The organism is Streptococcus suis (assembly GCF_019794555.1).
Classification (GTDB): Bacteria; Bacillota; Bacilli; order Lactobacillales; family Streptococcaceae; genus Streptococcus; species Streptococcus suis_AB.
In genome coordinates, this window is sequence record NZ_JAIMEP010000020.1 from 14,543 (window position 1) to 34,620 (window position 20,078).

21 protein-coding genes are annotated in these 20,078 nt (G+C 40.4%); 6 read left to right on the forward strand and 15 right to left on the reverse strand.

What is annotated here, in order from left to right:
• Positions 1 to 183: 183 nt before the first annotated feature.
• From K6V48_RS08380 to K6V48_RS08400, 5 genes are all read right to left on the reverse strand, one after another.
• Complete coding sequence (locus K6V48_RS08380) at positions 184 to 795, reverse strand: NAD(P)H-dependent oxidoreductase (protein WP_222369025.1); 612 nt, start codon at positions 793 to 795, stop codon at positions 184 to 186.
• A gap of 31 nt (positions 796 to 826) precedes the next feature.
• Positions 827 to 2,017, reverse strand: a complete 1,191-nt coding sequence (gene metK / locus K6V48_RS08385; protein ID WP_222369028.1) for a methionine adenosyltransferase — start codon at positions 2,015 to 2,017, stop codon at positions 827 to 829.
• 272 nt (positions 2,018 to 2,289) lie between these two features.
• Positions 2,290 to 2,757: a deoxycytidylate deaminase gene (locus tag K6V48_RS08390; protein ID WP_222369031.1), complete on the reverse strand. Its 468-nt coding sequence runs from the start codon at positions 2,755 to 2,757 to the stop codon at positions 2,290 to 2,292.
• A gap of 8 nt (positions 2,758 to 2,765) precedes the next feature.
• Entirely contained in the window at positions 2,766 to 3,503 is a 738-nt protein-coding gene (locus K6V48_RS08395) for a CBS domain-containing protein (protein WP_222369034.1), read from the reverse strand.
• Position 3,504: 1 nt separating this feature from the next.
• Entirely contained in the window at positions 3,505 to 4,539 is a 1,035-nt protein-coding gene (locus K6V48_RS08400) for a M42 family metallopeptidase (RefSeq protein ID WP_222369037.1), read from the reverse strand.
• Between the two features lie 65 nt (positions 4,540 to 4,604).
• On the opposite strand from K6V48_RS08400, the gene birA reads away from it, so the two are divergent.
• Complete coding sequence (birA, locus tag K6V48_RS08405) at positions 4,605 to 5,561, forward strand: bifunctional biotin--[acetyl-CoA-carboxylase] ligase/biotin operon repressor BirA (RefSeq protein WP_105126183.1); 957 nt, start codon at positions 4,605 to 4,607, stop codon at positions 5,559 to 5,561.
• Here the strand turns inward: birA and K6V48_RS08410 are convergent.
• From K6V48_RS08410 to udk, 6 genes are all read right to left on the reverse strand, one after another.
• Entirely contained in the window at positions 5,527 to 5,715 is a 189-nt protein-coding gene (locus tag K6V48_RS08410) for a DUF3272 family protein (RefSeq protein ID WP_160863666.1), read from the reverse strand. The two genes, birA and K6V48_RS08410, sit on opposite strands and share 35 nt — an antisense overlap.
• Positions 5,716 to 5,932: 217 nt before the next feature.
• Positions 5,933 to 7,600 carry a DNA polymerase III subunit gamma/tau gene (gene dnaX / locus K6V48_RS08415; protein ID WP_222369040.1) on the reverse strand — a complete coding sequence of 556 codons (1,668 nt, stop codon included), beginning with the start codon at positions 7,598 to 7,600 and terminating at the stop codon, positions 5,933 to 5,935.
• Complete coding sequence (locus tag K6V48_RS08420; protein ID WP_172016444.1) at positions 7,600 to 8,097, reverse strand: GAF domain-containing protein; 498 nt, start codon at positions 8,095 to 8,097, stop codon at positions 7,600 to 7,602. Before K6V48_RS08420 ends, dnaX begins: the two co-directional genes overlap by 1 nt.
• 64 nt (positions 8,098 to 8,161) lie before the next feature.
• Complete coding sequence (locus tag K6V48_RS08425; protein ID WP_172016443.1) at positions 8,162 to 8,431, reverse strand: DUF1294 domain-containing protein; 270 nt, start codon at positions 8,429 to 8,431, stop codon at positions 8,162 to 8,164.
• 89 nt (positions 8,432 to 8,520) lie between these two features.
• Positions 8,521 to 9,060 carry a PadR family transcriptional regulator gene (locus tag K6V48_RS08430; RefSeq protein WP_222369042.1) on the reverse strand — a complete coding sequence of 180 codons (540 nt, stop codon included), beginning with the start codon at positions 9,058 to 9,060 and terminating at the stop codon, positions 8,521 to 8,523.
• A gap of 1 nt (position 9,061) precedes the next feature.
• The gene (gene udk / locus K6V48_RS08435) at positions 9,062 to 9,691 is read right to left on the reverse strand and encodes a uridine kinase (RefSeq protein ID WP_024403701.1); all 630 of its coding nucleotides are present in this window, start codon (positions 9,689 to 9,691) and stop codon (positions 9,062 to 9,064) included.
• A gap of 101 nt (positions 9,692 to 9,792) precedes the next feature.
• Between udk and K6V48_RS08440 the strand changes: the two genes are divergently transcribed.
• Together K6V48_RS08440 and K6V48_RS08445 are read left to right on the forward strand one after the other, a co-directional pair.
• Entirely contained in the window at positions 9,793 to 10,779 is a 987-nt protein-coding gene (locus K6V48_RS08440; protein ID WP_222369044.1) for a Gfo/Idh/MocA family protein, read from the forward strand.
• Positions 10,769 to 11,851: a DEAD/DEAH box helicase gene (locus K6V48_RS08445; RefSeq protein WP_222369046.1), complete on the forward strand. Its 1,083-nt coding sequence runs from the start codon at positions 10,769 to 10,771 to the stop codon at positions 11,849 to 11,851. The genes K6V48_RS08440 and K6V48_RS08445 overlap by 11 nt, the downstream gene beginning before the upstream one ends.
• Before the next feature lie 469 nt (positions 11,852 to 12,320).
• Here K6V48_RS08445 and K6V48_RS08450 read toward each other — a convergent pair whose 3' ends face one another.
• The 3 genes from K6V48_RS08450 to K6V48_RS08460 all read right to left on the reverse strand — a co-directional run bounded on the left by K6V48_RS08450 (position 12,321) and on the right by K6V48_RS08460 (position 15,055).
• A complete protein-coding gene (locus K6V48_RS08450; RefSeq protein WP_222369048.1) occupies positions 12,321 to 13,724 on the reverse strand; it encodes a polysaccharide deacetylase family protein in 1,404 nt (467 codons plus the stop codon).
• Between the two features lie 149 nt (positions 13,725 to 13,873).
• Positions 13,874 to 14,257, reverse strand: a complete 384-nt coding sequence (gloA, locus tag K6V48_RS08455; protein WP_172065487.1) for a lactoylglutathione lyase — start codon at positions 14,255 to 14,257, stop codon at positions 13,874 to 13,876.
• A 105-nt stretch (positions 14,258 to 14,362) separates the two neighbouring features.
• Positions 14,363 to 15,055 carry a phosphoglycerate mutase gene (locus K6V48_RS08460; protein WP_160863675.1) on the reverse strand — a complete coding sequence of 231 codons (693 nt, stop codon included), beginning with the start codon at positions 15,053 to 15,055 and terminating at the stop codon, positions 14,363 to 14,365.
• 223 nt (positions 15,056 to 15,278) lie between these two features.
• On the opposite strand from K6V48_RS08460, the gene K6V48_RS08465 reads away from it, so the two are divergent.
• The 3 genes from K6V48_RS08465 to K6V48_RS08475 are packed head-to-tail and all read left to right on the forward strand — an operon-like array spanning position 15,279 to position 18,963.
• Positions 15,279 to 16,463, forward strand: coding sequence for an acetyl-CoA C-acetyltransferase (locus K6V48_RS08465; RefSeq protein ID WP_222369050.1), 1,185 nt, complete (start codon positions 15,279 to 15,281; stop codon positions 16,461 to 16,463).
• 25 nt (positions 16,464 to 16,488) lie between these two features.
• Positions 16,489 to 17,643, forward strand: coding sequence for a hydroxymethylglutaryl-CoA synthase (locus K6V48_RS08470; RefSeq protein ID WP_222369059.1), 1,155 nt, complete (start codon positions 16,489 to 16,491; stop codon positions 17,641 to 17,643).
• A gap of 60 nt (positions 17,644 to 17,703) precedes the next feature.
• Entirely contained in the window at positions 17,704 to 18,963 is a 1,260-nt protein-coding gene (locus K6V48_RS08475) for a hydroxymethylglutaryl-CoA reductase, degradative (RefSeq protein ID WP_222369053.1), read from the forward strand.
• Positions 18,964 to 18,983: 20 nt separating this feature from the next.
• Here K6V48_RS08475 and K6V48_RS08480 read toward each other — a convergent pair whose 3' ends face one another.
• A complete protein-coding gene (locus K6V48_RS08480) occupies positions 18,984 to 19,451 on the reverse strand; it encodes a GNAT family N-acetyltransferase (RefSeq protein ID WP_222369056.1) in 468 nt (155 codons plus the stop codon).
• Positions 19,452 to 20,078: the final 627 nt, after the last annotated feature.

Here is a 20,078-nt window from a genome sequence, read left to right on the forward strand (position 1 = left end):
CAATAGAAATCATTATTCATTGAAAGAAAATTGTAGCTACAATTGATCATTCTACGTATAAAAAGGCATACGTTTCATTCTATCACAAACTCTATGAAAAAGCTAGTTATTGAGCGTTAAAAAAAGGGCTTGCCTTCTAGACAAGTCCTCTATATTTATATACTATTTGATAAAAATACCTGATCATTTCAAAAACACATTATGTATCCTATCTTCCGCATCCTTCAGATAAACTTCTAATTCCTCACTCGTCAAATAAGGAACTCGACCATAAAAAACATGATCAATGACTTGTGCATCATTACTGTTGAAGAGCCAATCTGAAGTTAGAAATTTCATTGCCTGATTTATCGGTGTCAGACTTCCATCCGCATTTTGTGGTTGCCCTGTAGGAGTAAGGAAAATAGCTTTCTTTGTTGAGAAGAGCTTGCGAGGCTCATCGGATTCAAAACTATAAGCAAATCCGTGCTGAAATACACGGTCTACATAACCCTTCATTATCGCAGGCATACCATTCCACCAACTTGGAAAAATATAAACAAGCAAATCACTCTCTGCAATCAGATCCATTTCTGTTTGGACATCTGGCGGAAAACTAGTTGCATCTCGTACAAATTTTCCATTTTCAATGTGAATAGTATCTTCTCCTCGAAGAACTGGATCAAAACCCAATTTATACAAATCTCGGACAGTTACTTCTGCTCCATTTGCTACCAAAGCCTCAGTTACTCTATGAACGAGGGCGTGGGTAAAACTTTCTTTTCTCGGATGTGCAAAAACAAGTAAAGCTTTCATAAATGTCCTCTTCAGAATAATAAATATGTACCTACAAGACAGCTGATTTCAACTCTTCTACCTTATCCAATTTCTCCCATGGAACATCAATATCCGTACGTCCCATGTGACCATAGGCTGCAGTTTGTTTATAAATTGGACGTTTTAGGTCAAGCATTTGAATAATACCGGCTGGGCGTAAGTCGAAAATCTGACGAACAGCTGCTTCTAATTTGCTCTCAGCTACTGTACCTGTACCAAATGTATCGATGCGAACTGAAACTGGGTGAGCAACACCGATAGCGTAGGCCAATTGAACCTCAGCCTTTTTAGCCAAACCAGCTGCTACGATATTTTTAGCGATGTAACGCGCCGCATAAGATGCAGAACGGTCCACTTTGGTCGCATCCTTACCAGAGAAAGCACCACCTCCGTGGCGAGAGTAACCACCATAGGTATCAACGATAATCTTACGACCTGTCAAACCAGAGTCCCCTTGAGGTCCACCAATAACAAAGCGACCGGTTGGATTGATAAAGTATTGTGTTTGGTCATCCAAATAGTGAGCTGGAATGATTTCCTTTATCACACGTTCAATGACATCCTGACGAATTTGCTCTTGACTGACTTCCGGATCATGCTGGGTCGAAATAACGACTGTATCCACACGAACTGGTTGGTTGTCTTCATCGTATTCAACTGTTACTTGTGACTTAGCATCCGGACGGAGATAAGCAATTTCACCAGATTTTCTCAACTCGGCCAAACGATGCACCAATTTGTGACTAAGTGAAATTGGCAATGGCATGAGTTCAGGAGTTTCATCAACCGCAAAACCAAACATGAGCCCTTGGTCACCTGCACCAATTAAATCTAATGGATCTAGACTAGCATCTTGACGAGCCTCCAAGGCTTCATTAACACCTTGCGCAATGTCTGGAGACTGCTCTACAAGTGATGGATGAACTCCTACTGATTCTGCCGCGAAGCCGTATTCCCCTTTGGTGTAGCCAATCTCCGCAATCGTATCGCGTACAACACGATTAATATCTACATAGGCAGTGGTAGAAATTTCACCAAACACATGAACACTTCCAGTGTAAACAGCCGTCTCAGCCGCCACGTGCGCCTCAGGATCTTGTGCTAAAATAGCATCCAAAATCGCATCTGAAATCTGGTCTGCAATCTTATCCGGATGACCCTCCGAAACAGATTCAGACGTAAACAATTTACGTTCTGACATAAAAATGTCCCCCTTAAAATAAATTGTTATCAAGGTTACAAAGAACTAGTCTCCGACTAGTTCTTTGCGAAAGACTTTTGTCTTGAGCAAAGGAAAATTTCCAGATACATAACGAGAAAGCAATAACTTCCAAGTATGTCTGCGAAAGTTAACTAGTCTGATAACTACCTTTTCGGGACTTAATAACGTTTCTAGTATAGCATACATTCAGTATCTATCCTAGCATTTTCTAAAAAATAAAGAGGTGATTGTACAAACAACCACCCTAAAGTCTAAATCAACTCCGCATCTGCAATCGCCTGTTTCACCACCTCTAACGGTAGATGAACAAGCTCACACCCTTTTTCATTATATAAATATCGCGCATAGTCATCCATACGGTATTCATTGATATAAACAACCCGCTTACAACCAACCTGTAACAATTGCTTGGAGCAGTTGAGACATGGGAAATGGGTCACATAGGCAGTAAAACCTTTTGGAATTCCCCGCTCAGCTCCTTGTAAAATAGCATTAACTTCCGCATGCAAGGTCCTTGCACAATGACCATCAATCATGAGACATTCCTGATCCAAACAATGTTCGGTTCCTGAAACAGAACCATTGTAGCCTGTTGCGATAACCTTATTGTCCTTAACCAAAACCGCACCGACCTTTGCTCTCTTACAGGTCGCCCGATTTGCAATCAAAAGTGCTTGTGCCGCAAAATACTCATCCCAAGCTAAACGATTTGTTGACATAAGACCTCCTAATCCACCATTCCATAAATTTCAGCTAAGTCTTGGGCTGTAATGATACCAATGACATCCTCCGGAGAATCTATTTTCCCGCTCTTTTGACGACTCACAAGAATGGTCGTGCGCTTACGGCCCTCAAAATAATTGATCACTCGATAAAGTGTTTCTGAGGAAGGGAGAACGATCACCTGAATACTATCTTCTTCAAAAACAAGAACATCTGCTAAACTGGCTTCCACCAATTTCTCACGAATAGAACCAGCCTCTTTACTGGCTTTGGCTAACCAATTGGTCAGTCCCTTGTCAGAAACCAAACCTCGATAGGCTCTTCCCGAAAAAATCGGAAACTTAGAAAAATGCTCACGATCTACAATTTCTAAAGCCTTTATTAATTTATCCTGAACATCAAAAATAATTGGTTTGATTTTCTGTGTCCTTTGTAAATAATGTGCAATGGTAACTGGCTCCTGGTATTGGGAAATAACTTTTTCCAACACATCAATCAATTCTTGAGACGGCTGAGCCACCTCTTTCAGTCCTGTTCGTTTTTCATGAACCATTAAATTCCGTAACTGACGGGCAACATAAAGTTTGTCCCAATTTGCCTCAATGGGATTATGGGGGCTTAGTTCTTTAGCCTTTGTTAACATCGAACCAACGTCCGCATAGTCTCCATCTGCTACACCACAGACCTTCCTTAAAACCTTATCCAGGTCATTAAATAACTCTAAAAAACGGGTTTCATTCATATTAGTCTACCATTGGTGATTTCAAATAGGCATCCACCATCCGCTCAGTCGCATCAACTGAATCCAAATGCGTTCGTTCATAAGAGTGACTAGACTCAATACCTGCTCCCAGTAAGGCATGCTTAACATCTGCACCCGCACGCATAGCAGCCGATGCATCCGAACCATAGTAAGGATAGATATCCAGCTTATATGGAATTGCTTCTCTCTCAGCAAGAGAAACTAAATGCTGACGAAGTTCATAGTGATAAGGACCTGAAGCATCTTTTACACAAATCGAAACCGTGTACTCGTCCGTCTGCTGGTCATCACCCATCGCTCCCATATCTACAGCCAGATACTCCACAACCCGATCTGGCAAACTTGAATTAGCACCATAACCAATCTCTTCGTTATTTGAAAAATAAAAATGAGTGGTATAAGGTAAAACAATCCCATCTTCTTTATAAACCTTCAACAAATGAATCAAAATAGCTGCAGAAACCTTATCATCCAAATGGCGGCTCTTAATAAACCCAGTTTCTGTCACAATTGTTCTTGGATCGAAGGAAATAAAATCACCAACTTCAATTCCCAAGGCACGCACTTCATCAGCAGTGGTCACTTTTTCGTCCAACCGGATTTCCATATTGGTCTGGTTGCGCTCTGCTGTACTAGCATCACGATAGACGTGAACAGATGTTTGATGCATAAGAATGGTACCTGTGAAGGTCTTACCATTTTTAGCACAATGTATCAAGCAGTTTTCACCTTCAATGGAAGGATAACCAAAACCACCCACCAAATCCATTTTTATACGACCATCCGGTTTGATTGCCCGAACCATAGCACCCAATGTATCCAGATGAGCGGTCAAAATACGGTGCTCCTCATCATTTTTCCCCGGTACTGTTACCAAAACACCACCTTTTGGTGTTTTAGTCGCCTCATAACCGAAACCTTCAACCTCTGCTTTGATGTAGTTCATAATATCCGTCGTATAGCCAGTTGGTGACGGAGTTTGAGTCAATGTCACAATGTAATCAAGTGTCTTCATGAAAACCTCCTTATTTGTAATCTATTATATCACGTTTTAAGTGATTTTTTTGCTATAATGAAGTTATGAAAACCTATCAAAAAATATATCTCCTTTTGAAAGAAAAAGAGGACTACATAAGCGGTGAAGACATGGCTCAGGAGCTAGGCATTTCACGAACATCCATTTGGAAGGCTATTCGCCAATTAGAAACCCTCGGTTTAACCATTGAAGCAGCCCGAAACCGTGGCTATAAACTGGCTGAAGGGGACTTACTCTTACCTGAATTGATTGCACAGGAACTTAACCTACCAGTCCATCTCAATGGAAGCAGTGACTCCACCCAACTGGATGCCAAGCAAGGCATTGAACTAGGACATAGTAGCCCAGCCCTCTACCTTGCTCCACACCAAAACAAAGCCAAAGGCCGATTCGGTCGACCATTTTACGCCTCAAAATCTGGTGGTATTTATATGTCACTTCGTCTATCGCCCAATGTCCCATTTCTTGCATTCAAACCATACACTATATTAGCTGCGGCTGCTGTGGTAAAAGCCATCCAGTCCCTCTGCGACTTGGATGTTCAAATCAAATGGGTAAATGACATCTATCTTGGCCGCAAAAAAGTGGCTGGAATCTTAACCGAAGCAATTTCTTCGATGGAAAGTCAAACAGTAACTGACGTCATTATCGGTGTCGGCATCAATGTTCATATTGACGATTTCCCAAAAGAACTACACCATACTGCAGGCAACCTTTTTGAGGAACAACCACCCTTTACACGCAATCAACTCATCATAGCCATCTGGAAAGCTTTTCTTGAAACAGATGAACATGAATTAATCACACTTTACAAAGAAAAATCACTTGTTGTTGGTCAACAAGTGAGCTTTGTAGAAAATCAAATTGAATTTAAAGGCAGAGCAATCGCCGTTACCGATACAGGAAATTTAGTGATTCAACTAGAGAATGGAAAAGCAAAGACAATCTCCAGCGGGGAAATCAGTCTTACTTCTTGGACTGCTTCTCAACCAGTTGAATAAATTTCGTTACTTTATAGGCAAAATGGAGGTTTCGATAGCCAATATAAGCATAAATTCCAGCTATTAAATAATCGCCTGTCAAAATAGAGGCATTCATAAAGTATACTGCTAATATTGTCGTAATGGCTAAAAAAAGAAATTGAGAAAGTTTCATAAAGTAGATTATACCAAAAAATCAGTCCCTCGGCTGATTTTTTATATGCTTTCTATGTAAAATTATGGCTCAGCAAAAACAAAAACACCAAAATGTCAGGTGCTTTTGTAAGGAGATTATGAAAAATATTTAGGATTAATCATAGTATAAATCATCCAAACAGATTGCGCATCCGTCCAGAGACCGATATTGCTGTAGAAGTGGTCAAACCAAGCGCTCAATCATTTCGAATTTCAACTGCGTCGGCCAGAAATCCAAATTCTTCTGGAACTGGGCTGGTTTCGGTTTCGATTTCTTGTGTTTTTTGCCCTTTTGCCTTAGCCGAAAATTCTGCTCGTATGCTAACCCAATCCTCTTGAGCAATGGCTAAAATCTGTGGCGAAAAACCAGCTGCCTTGCTGAGAATATTTCCAAACATGGTATTAAGATTGTCACGCTTCATGGTCTGTTCAGCATTCAGCGGGGAATCAAAAGCTAATATGGCATGGTTTTCATTGGCAGCTACAGGTTGTGAACCGACTAGCAAAGCCCGATCTGCTCCAGATAAGCTTTCGATGATTTCTCCCCATGCATTTTGCAAACGCATCAAATTTTCACGCGCCAAGGCTGGATTTTCCATAGCCTCTTGCAAAATAGCATGAACCTTGCTGGTATCCAATCGATACTTCTTCGGAGCCTGTGGCTTGCGTGAAACTGGCTTAACAGCACTTGGTTGACTAGATAATTGACCTAGTTGTTTCTGCAAATCCGCAACTTGTTCTTGAAGATGAGCAAGTTGACTGACTAGATCAGCTGGCAGCTCTGCCATTGCCCCCGAAGGTGATCCTTCTTCTGCCAAACGAATGGTCATCATTTCAGCGTAAATCTTCGGTTGAGGACTAGACTTAATGTCTGACAAACCTTTTGTCACCATCTCAATCATCGTAAAAATCCGATCCTGATCCAGAGCTAGATTTTCCGTAAAACCAGTGGTCAAATGGGTATTTTCACCACCCGTCTGTACAATGAGGAGATCCCTCAAATAATGCAAGAGGTCTGTGGCAAAACGACTCATACTCTTTCCTTGATCAAACAAGGTTTGTAGATGTCCAAGTGCTGAGACGCTATCTGCCTGACGGAGACTAGCAACATACTCATCCAAGGCCCGTAAGCTGATGGAACCTGTAATTTCCTCAGCAATCTCAACTGTTACCTGCTGATGCTGACTAAGACTCAATGCCTGGTCCAATATGGACAAGGCATCCCGCATCCCACCTTCTGCCCGACGTGCAATGATGGTCAATGCTTGTTCATCAAAGGCAAGGCCTTCCTTGGTCAAAATCTTTGCCAAATGCTCCTGTATATCCGTCACCTTGATGGACTTAAATTCAAATCGTTGCACCCTTGACAAAATAGTAGCAGGAATCTTGTGCAATTCCGTCGTTGCTAGAATAAAGACCACATTCTCCGTTGGTTCTTCTAGGGTTTTCAATAGTGCGTTGAAGGCCCCTGTAGACAACATATGAACCTCGTCGATGATATAGACCTTATAGGTTGCAAGACTAGGCGCATAGGTCGATTTATCACGAATATCACGAATCTCATCTACACCATTATTGGAAGCTGCATCAATCTCAATAACATCTTCCAAACTTCCTTCCGTAATCGCTTGACAAATATAACAGTCGTTACAAGGTTCACCATCAACCTGATTGGGGCAATTCATGGCCTTGGCAAAAATTTTCGCAGCCGATGTCTTACCCGTTCCGCGAGGACCAGAAAAGAGATAGGCATGGCTAATTTTCCCCTGGTCAATGGCCTGCTTGAGCGTGGTCGCAACCACCTCTTGCCCCACCATCTCTCCGAAAGTCTGACTTCGGTACTTCCGATATAAAGCTTGGTACATTAACGCTTTTCTCCAAACATAGCAAAATTCCAATCCGTCTTCTTCACTAAGAGCGCGACGAACTGCACGAGGTATTCCTGGTCAATGGTATCGTAATCAGCGACCAACCTAGAATCCAAGTCCAAAACGCCCAATAATTGGTCGTTTTTCACCATTGGCACCACAATTTCCGAAAGGGCTGCCGCATCGCAAGAAATATAATTGTCATGCAATCGAACATCCTCTACGATAATCGTCTGGCGTGTAGAAGCAGACTCACCGCAGACACCCTTGCCAAGTGCAATATGAACACAGGAAACGCCACCCTGAAAAGGTCCTAAGATCAATTCTGTGCCATCATACAAGTAAAATCCTGTAAAGACAGAGTTTGGTAGAGCTTGATTAAGTAAGGCAGAAGCATTTGATAGATTGGCTAAAGCATTGGTTTCACCCTCTAAAAGAGCCTCCAATTGGGCCAACAATAATTGATAGTTTGAAATTTTTTCTTGTTTTGTCATAACATCATTATAGCATAGATAGAGGAACTTTTATAGTTCGAGCAGTAAAGAAAAAGGCTTTCGCCTATTTCCATATCCAGTATATCAACAAGGTGTCAATCAAGACACCTACGGCCCAAGCTAGTTGAAAATACTTTTTCTGAGTTTTATGACGAAAATGGGTACCGCCAGCCCAAGCACCTAGACCACCACCAACATAGGTCATCAACAACAAGGTCTTTTCTGAAATTCGGTAAGAGCCCTTTCTAGCCTTTCCCTTGTCAAGTCCATAGACCAAAAAAACGACCAGGTTCCAAATCATTAAGAACAATGCAAATCCCTGCTTTACAGACATATTCCCTCCATATCAGTAACATTTATTCCTAACTTTATCACATTTAAAATCGAAGAGCAAGAAAAAAACGACTCAAAAAATGAATCGCTTTATAGACTTTGTAACGTTTCCTGCAACCATTGCAATTGGGACCGATTGCGCTCAATCGCCCGTGTCATAATGATATATCGTCCATAATGACTAAGCTCATAATCTTTTTGAGCGAACAATTCCATTTTACGACTTTCCAAATGCTTCAAGTGCTTTTCAATCACTTCAATCTGGTAAGTCAAAAGTTCAGGAACCCTAGGATCATCACGATCCTCTATGAAAAACATTTTTAGTGAGAAAACATCTTTTTGTTGTGGAGTAGTTTCGTTCGGAACGGATAACCATTGCTCCAATACTTCCCGTCCATTATCTGTCATCTCATACTGCTTCTCTTTTTCATTTCCAGGTACTGCATGACAGGTAATCCACCCTTCATCCGTCATCCGTTTAAGTTCAGGGTATACTTGGCTGTGAGCCACTTGCCAAAATTCTCCTAAATCTCGTTGAACAAAATCCGTAATCTGTTTTCCAGTGATTCTTTGATCACTAGTCTCCAAGATACCTAATATAATATGAGGTAAAATTCTATCCTTCGGCATTCTAACCACGCTCTCTTAATATACTCTCCACCTTAGTATTAATCAAGTCAATAGCTACCACATTAGATACACCTTCTGGTATCACGATATCCGCATAGCGCTTAGTCGGCTCAATAAACTGGTGGTACATCGGTTTAACAACCGATGTATATTGCTCTATGATACTATCTAAGCTACGGCCACGCTCCTCCATATCACGTTTGATACGGCGGATAATACGAATGTCATCATCAGTATCCACAAATACTTTGATGTCCATTAAATCCCGAAGACGTTTGTCTTCCAATACTAAAATTCCCTCTACAATAAATACATCCTGAGGTTCTTGACGATAAGTCCTTTCTGACCGTGTATGCTGAGTATAATCATATATCGGAATATCCACTGAACGCCCTGCAAGCAGTTCACTCAGATGATAAATCATCAAGTCTGTATCAAAGGCTAGTGGATGGTCATAATTGGTCAATATCCGCTCTTCAAAGGTCAGGTGAGATTGATTTTTATAATACGAGTCATGCTCAATCATTGAGATTCGTGCATTTGGAAAATTATTCAAAATAGCACGAGAGACACTTGTTTTACCCCCACCAGATCCTCCGGTTACGCCAATAATTATTGGTTTTTGAGTCATTATCATCTCCTTCTTTTTCATGTTTATCACCCTTTTTTCAATACTATTTTATCATGAAACGTGCTATAATGGAAAAAATAACACAACAGAAATGAGACTTTATGATAGATTTTGGAATAATTGGCACTTCTCCTATCACTCACCAGTTTATCAAAGCAGCACTTCAAACGAATAAATATCAATTTAGAGCTGTTTTTTCTCGAAACTATGATACAGCTGAATCCTTTGCAAAACCATATAAAAAGGTAGACTTGTTTACTGATTTTTCATCATTTTTATCTTCTGAAATTGACCTTGTTTACATTGCTAGTCCAAATTCCTTGCACTACCAGCAGGCAAAGGCCGTACTCTTGGCTGGAAAACACGCTATCGTTGAAAAGCCAATGGTATCAACTCCTTCAGAATTTGAAGATTTACGCCAAATTGCCTCTGAAAAAGGGCTATTCTTGTTTGAAGCAGCACGAAACTTCCAAGAAGAATCCTTTCAGACGATTCGACAATTCTTGGCAGATAAATCCATTATCGGTGGGCATTTTTCTTATGCCAAATATTCTTCAAAAATGCCTGAATTACTAGCTGGAAATACTCCGAATATTTTTTCAGCTGATTTTTCAGGTGGCGCACTCATGGATCTTGGCGTCTATGCTGTTTATGCCGCCATAGGTCTTATCGGTGCCCCACATACAGCTCATTACGTAGCCCAACAATTACCATCTAGTGTTGATTTAAATGGGGTTGGGCAACTAGTCTATGAAAACTTTACTGTAGGTATTCAAGCAGGAAAAAATATGACCAGTCATCTACCTAGCGAAATCTATACTAGCGAAGGTACTTTGACCTTAAACGCTTGTCAGCATATCAGCTCTGCTATTTTTACAACAAATAATGGGGAGCAATACCAACTCCCCCTTGCATCAAAGGCCCAATCCATGATTGAAGAAGCCATACATTTTGCACAAGTCATCGAAGAGGCAAATCACCCATTGGCAGATCAGTGGTTAGATGTTGCTTCAGATGTTCACCGGACTCTCTATCTGATGCGTCAAGACGCAGGAATTACATTTAAGGCGGATACTCATGAAAACTAATTTCCCTTCTGTTTGGCAAGAAATGCTGGAAAAAGCTGGCTTTGATAGCTTGACTGATATTCAACAACAAGTATTTGAGCCGATTTTTACAGGAAAAGATTTACTTGCAATCAGTCCAACTGGAACAGGAAAGACACTAGCTTACCTCTGGCCAAGCCTACTTACTCTTACCCCCAAAAAATCCCAGCAATTATTGATTCTGGCTCCAAATACAGAATTAGCTGGGCAGATTTTTGAAGTGTGTAAAGGCTGGTCCGAAGCAATCGGATTACAAGCACAGTTATTCTTATCAGGATCCAGTCAAAAACGACAAATTGAACGATTAAAAAAAGGACCGGAAATCTTAATAGGTACACCTGGTCGCGTGTTTGAATTGATTAAATTAAAAAAAATAAAGATGATGAATATCAATACCATCATCTTAGATGAATTTGATCAGCTATTCTCTGATTCTCAATATCATTTTGTAGAAAAAATTATCAACTATGTTCCTCGCAATCATCAATTGATCTATATGAGTGCAACTGCTAAATTTGATCGGCAAAAGATTTCACCTACTGTTGAAACAATCGATTTATCGGAGCAAAAATTAGACAATATTCAACACTATTATATGATGGTTGAAAAACGTGATAGACAAAACTTGTTGAGAAAATTTGCAAATGTGCCAGATTTTCGAGCATTGGCCTTCTTTAATAGCTTATCTGATCTTGGTGCAACTGAAGAACGACTAAACTACAACGGAGCTAATGCAATTTCTCTCGCTTCTGATGTCAATGTCAAGTTTAGAAAGGTCATTATTGATCGCTTTAAAGATCACCAGATCCAGCTCTTACTTGCCACAGATTTAGTAGCTCGTGGGATTGATATCGATAATTTAGAATGCGTCCTCAATTTTGAGGTTCCTTTTGACCAAGAAGCCTATACACATCGGGCTGGTCGAACCGGTCGAATGGGTAAGGATGGAGTGGTTATTACCCTTGTTTCAAATCCAAATGAACTCAAACAACTAAAAAAATATGCTTCTGTCCAAGAAGTTATCTTAAAAAATCAAGAGCTATATAAAATATAATCTTTTCACTTTCTATTAGTGCGACGCTATTTATCAACTGGTTAACCATCAATATAATACTCAATGAAAATCAAAAGTATCCCAGTTTCAGCTATCTGGGAGATCTTAAAGGCTGGAAATATTGCGAACGGTGTTTATATCATTAAGCCGGCGATGGTTTTACACTGTTACTTTCTCATTTCAAGGTAACAGGCTGAAAAGCTCGACTCGAACTTTTCACTCATCATGGCTTTTGACAATAGATAGTTTTGATTTTCAAAAAATGTATATTTTTCATCTCACAGTTACACACCCCTGGTCTGTACGATTTCAATAAAAAGAAGGGGCTGAGCAAAAAGTCCAAAATTAACAAAACCGCATGAAATTCTTTGTCTAAAAACGTTGATTTCATGCGGTTTCTTATTTGTAAAAATAAAAAATATAAGTTAAATTTCGAGTCTTGTCCAGCCTCTTTTTTTTTATTTAGTTATTATTGCACTGGGGGAGCTGCCGAGTGCTGGTTGTAATAAACAAATTGTGGATTCAAATTATTTCCTAAACTTTCTGAAACGGTAACCATACTGTACCCTTGAGAAGTTAAAAATTGCAATACCGAATCCATGCTCTTAACAGTTTCCTTATGAATATCATGCATCAAAATAAAGCACCCTGGACAAGCATTCGTCTTGACTTGGTTTAAAATCTCCTGTGGATTATGTGAAGACCAGTCTTGGGTATCCACATTCCAATAGATTGAAGGGAGATTCATTGCACTGGCCACTTTCTTATTCACAGCTCCATAAGGTGGACGGACTAAAACAGGACGCTGACCTACGGCTGTTTCTATCGCAACTTGCGTTTTTTCGATTTCTTGATGAATGGCATCTGGAGAAAGATTGGTTAAATTCGGATGGCTCCAAGAATGGTTTGCTATCTCGTGACCTTCGGCTTTCATCCGTTGTAAAATCCACTCATTTCCCTCGATATTCTGACCAATGACAAAGAAGGTCGCCTTAGCGTTGTATTTCTTCAACAAATCCAATACCAATGGTGTCGTGGACGGATTAGGACCATCATCAAATGTCAATGATATTTGGTGGGTCAACTTGTTATTCTCAATTCTCTGAAGTTCTTGCTTATATTGTTCAAGACTAGCCTGATCTGCATCTGTTAAATACTCACCAATAATAACTGGAAATAAGTCGGCTACTGGAATATCAAATGTCGGTAAAATTGTATTGGATGGTAAAACCAGTGTTAATTGACTGTTTTCATATGAAAAAACAAATGCATCTAAATCTGTTGCTTCAAATTGACTAACAAGTGCATTTTTATCACTATCCGATTGATTATCTTGATCTAATTTTTCAATTAATTTAGCTACAATAATTTTTTTTGCAGCAATTGGATCAGAAAATATTCGACTCAAGGTAAACAATTGTTGCTCTTCAGTCAAAAGCAATTCACCTGCTGTTTCTTCACCATCTTTCTTAATGTCCATTTTAGAAAGATGATATTTTTCCCCTTTTATAACAACAGAACGAACTTTTCTGAAATTTGTTTTACCTAAGTGACTGCTGACTAAAAATATTCGATTAATATTGCCAGTGGGTTTGGTTTCCCCTAACGTTTGGTGAACATATTCTACCATTTTATTCTCAACTAAACCAATTTTCTTGCCCGAATTGTCGGTTGGAATGGAAGCAATAACATGAGTAGACCCAACATTTCCTGTTCTTAAGTTTGATTGCCCACTTTTTAAAAAGACACGTTCTTGTCTTTCGATGAACTGAGTTACCTGACTTTCTTGAACACGATGGTAAATCACTAGACTTAAAAAACAAATCATACCAACCAACAGTAGATTGGTTAGTATCAATAATAATTTCTTCATACGAGACTCCTCTTTCATATACACCTAAAACAATACTATAATATAATTTGTTTTTTGTCAAGTCGTAACCCCAATCAAAGCAAAAAAAAATCAGCCCCATTCTCGTCAAAATGTTAACAATCGGTGCTGATTCTTTAGATATTTCTTGATTAATCCGCTCGAATAACCTCTACACGGTATCCATCAGGATCTGTAACAAAATAATAACGACCTGGACTTCCTGGCAAGCCTTTTATATCTGTCGTTGGATAGCCCAATGCTTTGTGTTTCACATTGTCCCCTTCTAAGTCATCCGAAGAAAGAGCTAGATGTGAGAAGCCATCTCCTACGATATAGGGACCATGATCATAATTGTAGGTCAATTCAATCTCAAAGTCATCCCCTTCAAGTGCTAAGTAAACCAAGGTAAACTTGTGCTCTGGATAGTCCTTGCGACGGGTTTCCTTAAATCCAAATCCCTCTTCATAAAATCTTTGAGATGCTTCTAGATTTTCAACACGCAAACATGCATGCAGCATTTTTTTACTTGCCATAATAAATTCCTCCTACCATTTAATACCACCAGTATATCATACTCTCTATGAAAAATCCGATATTCAAAACTAAAAAAACCTGAGCGAACTCAGGCCTTAGATGAATTATGCTTCCAAGTAGTACTCTTTCACAATGTTCAAGTTTTCATCCAATTCGAATACAAGTGGTGGGAAGTTTGGAATTTCCACATCCATGATTTCGTCATCAGACAATTGTTTGATATGTTTTACAAGGGCACGGATTGAGTTACCATGTGCACCTACGAACACGTTTTTACCGTCTTTCAATGCTGGAGCAATTTTATCTTCCCAGAATGGAAGGGCGCGCTCAAGCGTAACTTTCAAGTTTTCTGCATCTGGAATAACTGAGTCATCAAGATGTGCATAGCGACGGTCAGTGTGTGCTGAATGCTCATGATCTTTAGCCATTTCTGGTGGTAAAGTATCATAAGAACGACGCCAGATGTGCACTTGCTCATCACCAAATTCAGCAGCAGCTTCTGCTTTGTTCAAACCTGTCAATCCACCGTAGTGACGTTCGTTCAAACGCCAAGATTTTTCAACTGGTACCCACAATTGATCTGCAGCTTCAAGAGCCAAGTTTGTAGTCTTGATAGCACGTTTCAAAACAGATGTATAAGCAAGGTCAAATTCGATACCTGCTTCTTTGATTAATTTACCAGCATCAATTGCTTGTTGTGTACCTTTTTCAGACAAATCAACATCAGCCCAACCAGTGAAAAGGTTAGCTTTATTCCATTCAGACTCACCATGGCGAGCAAAAACCAATTTTACCATTATATGGATTCTCCTTTAAATTTTGAGGTTCCCCTCTTGTACTTCTCTATTTTACACGAATTGATCAGAAAATGCTAGTTTTTCCACAATCTGTTTACGCTTACATTTTTCTTTCTTGAAAATTCAGTCTGTAGACCTAGCTTTCTTCTTAGGATTTACGAAAAAAAGTGATATAATAGTTAGGCTGAGCACGACTGTTCTGATTAGATTTCAAGGAGAATTCATGAAGAAAGTAGCTATCGTGTCTGCATTTCGTTCTGCTATCGGCAGTTTCGGAGGCAGTCTAAAAGATATAAATATTGCTGAACTTGGCGCACAGGTTCTCGAAGCAGCTTTACAAAACAAACAAATACCAGCTGACGTTGTAGATGAAGTTATTTTTGGCAACGTCCTTTCTGCTGGTCACGGACAAAATATTGCCCGCCAAATTGCTATTCGTGCGGGTATTCCAGAGACCACTTCTGCTTATGTGGTCAATAAGGTTTGCGGCTCTGGACTCAAATCAGTCCTTCTTGCTGCTCAATCCATCCTTCTTGGCGATAACGACGTCGTTGTTGCTGGTGGTATCGAAATCATGAGTCAGGCGGCCTACTTAACTAAATCAAGCCGTTTTGGGAGTAAGTTTGGTCATATTACCTTGGAAGATTCCATGTTAACGGATGGTTTGACAGATGCCTTCAATGACTATCACATGGGTATTACCGCTGAAAATGTTGCCGAACGCTATCATGTCAGTCGCGAAGAGCAAGATGCATTTGCCCGCACCAGCCAAGAAAAGGCTGCAAAAGCTATCGCTGAAGGACGTTTCACTGAAGAAATTGTTCCAATTAGGCTGAACAGTCGAAAAGGCGAAACTATTTTTGCCACAGATGAGTATCCTCGTCTGACGCCAATTGAAAAATTGGCAACACTCCGTCCATCATTCAAAAAGGATGGAACTGTCACCGCAGCTAATGCATCAGGTATCAACGACGGCTGTGCTGTCTTGGTACTCATGTCTGATGAGAAAGCAAGAGAGCTAAATATTCAGCCACTTGCTTATATCGAAGCATACGCTACAAGCGGTTTAGATCCCGCATTGATGGGGCTTGGACCTATTACTGCTAGCCAAAAAGCGCTACAAAAACTGAATAAAACAGTCGAGGATATCGATCTATTCGAACTCAACGAGGCATTTGCAGCACAATCAATTCCAGTTGTCAAACAACTCGGCATCGATCCTGCAAAAGTCAATGTCAATGGTGGAGCAATCGCACTAGGTCATCCAATTGGAGCAAGTGGTAGTCGGATTTTGGTTACCCTAATCCATGAATTAATCAAGCAAAATAAAGAGCTCGGACTCTGTTCACTCTGCATTGGAGGGGGACAAGGAATTTCCCTTATCATTTCCAATGCTCAGACAAACTAACCTAACCATTAACAAAGGAAACATTATGAACATCGGTATTGATAAAATCGGTTTTGCGGCACCCGATTATGTTTTAGATTTGGCAGATTTGGCCCAAGCCCGCAATGTTGACCCCAATAAATTTAAAATTGGTCTTCTTCAATCAGAAATGGCTGTAGCTCCTGTCACTCAAGATATTATCAGTCTTGGTGCAAAGGCTGCTGAAGCCATTCTAACGGAAGAAGATAAACAAACCATTGATATGGTTATTGTCGGTACAGAATCTAGCGTAGATCAAAGTAAAGCAGCAGCTGTTACCATTCATGGATTACTCGGCATCCAACCTTTTGCTCGTTCTATCGAGATGAAAGAGGCTTGTTACGGTGCAACTGCTGGCCTGAGCCTCGCTAAAAGCCACATCTCTCAATTTCCAGAATCTAAAGTCTTGGTTATTGCCAGTGATATTGCCAAATATGGAGTTGCATCAGGTGGCGAACCTACCCAAGGTGCTGGGGCAGTTGCCATGTTGGTAACCGCAAACCCACGAATTTTGGTCCTCAACAATGATAATGTCTGCCAGACACGTGACATCTACGACTTCTGGCGTCCTAACTACGACAAATATCCACGTGTTAATGGTAAATTTTCTACTGAACAATATACCGATTGCTTGACAACAACTTTCGACTATTATCAACAAAAAACAGGCAAAACACTTAAAGACTTTGCTGCCATGTGCTTACATATTCCATTCTCCAAACAAGGCCTTAAAGGATTGCAAGCTATTGCTCAGGATAAAGAAACTCTTAGTCGCTTGACCGAACGTTTCCAGGAAGCTATCGTCTATAATAAAGTCGTCGGCAACATCTACACTGGCTCTATTTTCCTCTCTCTTCTTTCCCTTTTGGAAAATAGCAGAGCGTTAGAGGCTGGGGATCAAATCCTCTTTTATAGTTATGGTAGCGGTGCTGTCTGTGAGATTTTTAGCGGATCCCTTGTTGAGGGTTATCAGGACTACTTAGAAGAGAATCGTTTAGAACAACTCAATGAGCGTACAAAACTCAGTGTAGAAGAATATGAACAAGTCTTCTTTGAAGAAGTGTCTCTTGATGAAAACGGAACATCTCTTGACCTACCAGCAGACCAAAGTCCCTTTGCCCTTATCAAAGTGGAAAACCACAAACGTATCTATCGTATATAGAAGCCAAAATGGCGCCCTTTGGCTCATCCAAAGGGCGCTTTCTTGTAGAAAGAGGAAACTATGTCAACTTTTTCCGGATTTTATAAAAAATTACGCCAAGAACGCATTGATATTCTCCATCAGAATCATTCCCTATCCGAAGATAGCTTAGACGTTCTATACAAAGACGAAAACCTGCCAGAAACAATTGCGGGAAAGATGGCAGAAAATCATCTAGGAACATTCTCCTTACCTTTTTCTGTACTCCCAGAACTTCTAGTGGATAGACAGACTCATTCTGTACCCATGGTCACTGAGGAACCTTCTGTGGTTGCAGCTGCGTCTTTCGGAGCCAAAATCATCGCTAAATCTGGCGGTTTTACAACGACTATTCATAACCGTATCATGATTGGACAAGTTGCACTCTACGATATTTCGGACCATAGCAAAGCGACACAGGCGATTCTTGACCAGAAGGAGAGTATTTTAGAAACTGCCAATCAAGCACACCCTTCTATTGTTAAACGAGGGGGTGGTGCAAGAGAATTGACTGTTGAGAGTAAGGACGAGTTTTTGATTGTCTATCTTCAGGTTGATGTACAAGAAGCCATGGGAGCCAATATCCTCAATAACATGTTAGAAGCTATTAAGGATGACTTAGAAGAGCTCAGCAAGGGACAGGCTTTGATGGGAATCCTCTCCAACTATGCAACGGAGTCACTGGTCACCGCCCAATGCCATATTGCCATCCCTAGTCTGGCTACCAGCTCTGCCATTGCTCAAGAAACTGCTCAAAAAATAGCCCTGGCAAGTAAACTGGCGCAAGTGGACCCTTATCGTGCTGCGACACATAACAAGGGGATTTTTAATGGTATAGATGCTGTCGTTATCGCTACAGGAAATGACTGGCGGGCAGTCGAAGCCGGGGCCCATGCTTATGCCAGCCGTGATGGACAATACAAGGGGCTTTCTACTTGGTCCATTGATGGTGAGCACTTGGTCGGCTCCATCACCCTACCTCTTCCGATTGCCTCCGTCGGTGGCTCTATCGGGCTCAATCCAAAGGTAGCAGTCGCTTTTGACCTTCTCCAACAACCAAAGGCACGCCAATTAGCTTCTATCATCGCTTCTGTCGGTCTCTGTCAGAACTTTGCTGCCCTGCGTGCTCTTGTTACTTCAGGGATTCAGGCTGGTCACATGAAGCTTCAGGCAAAATCCCTAGCGCTACTTGCTGGTGCCGAGGAGCATGAAGTAGATCAACTAGCCCAACTCCTGCGGAAAGAAAAGCACAGCAACCTAGAAACTGCTCAAAACTTATTAGCAAAAATGAGAGAACATTAAAAAGAGGGACTCCCTCTTTTTTAATTTATTATTTGCTCCATACGGAACTTTTGCGTTTTCATTCCTTGGCGTTCATAAAAACGGACAGCTCCTGCATTGTCAGCCCATACATCCAAGGTAAGATTATGGCAACCCTGCTCCTTGGCATAGGAAAGAGCAAATTCATAAAGTTGCTCGCCAATTCTTTGACCACGCGCCGAATTGGCTACACATAAATCATCAATAAACAAGGTTTTAACTGGTTCTAAAACATCGCCTGTTGCGGTAGATAATTCACAAAACAAATGCCCAACCACTTGACCGTCTAGCTCAAAGACAAAAATAGGCTTATCTGGATTTTCCAAAAGGGCTACTAATTCAGCCTCAGAAAATTTTTGACCTGCACTTTTAAAAATATCTGGTCGTGCCTGGTGATGCACCTGTAAAATATCTTGAAGCAATTCATTTAAAACTGGAATATCAGATGGTCTAGCTTTACGGATTGTCATAAAAAAACTCCCCTTTTTATTTTTTCTATTATAGCACATGTTTATTTTTTAACAAAATAGGTCTGCAGACCGATGAAGATTCTGAAAATTCATGTATACTATAAGTGTATCCTAAAATTTTTCATAAATCTCCAAAAAGAATCAGCCCGCCAAGGCTGGTTTTTTGTTGTCTTAAAACGAGAATGTGTAATATAGAAAACTACCAAAATTTAGCCCTTCTTTGACGCAAAAGGCTTTTGCTTCATTTCCAACCTCACAGAGTCACTCCCCTGACTCTTTGACGCAAATGTCTTTTGCTTCATCTCCAACCTCCCAGAGTCACTCCCCTGACTCTGGGAGTCCCAAAACACAGAAAAAACCCTATTGCACAACGTAGAAACGTTGATACAATAGGCTTTTTCACGTTACTCCTCGCTCTTTTATTTCTAGGCGAGGGATAAAACAGTCTATCCCCAGTTTTGCTCTCCGGTTTTCAAGCAAAAGATAAAAAGGTCCACTGGACCTTTTTATTATTTTACAGCGTCTTTAAATGAACGAAATATTTCAATGATATATAATAGTAAAAATCTTGTCAATATAAGCCTTTATAAGTAGTAAAACTAAATTTATTTCACTCATGAGAATTGG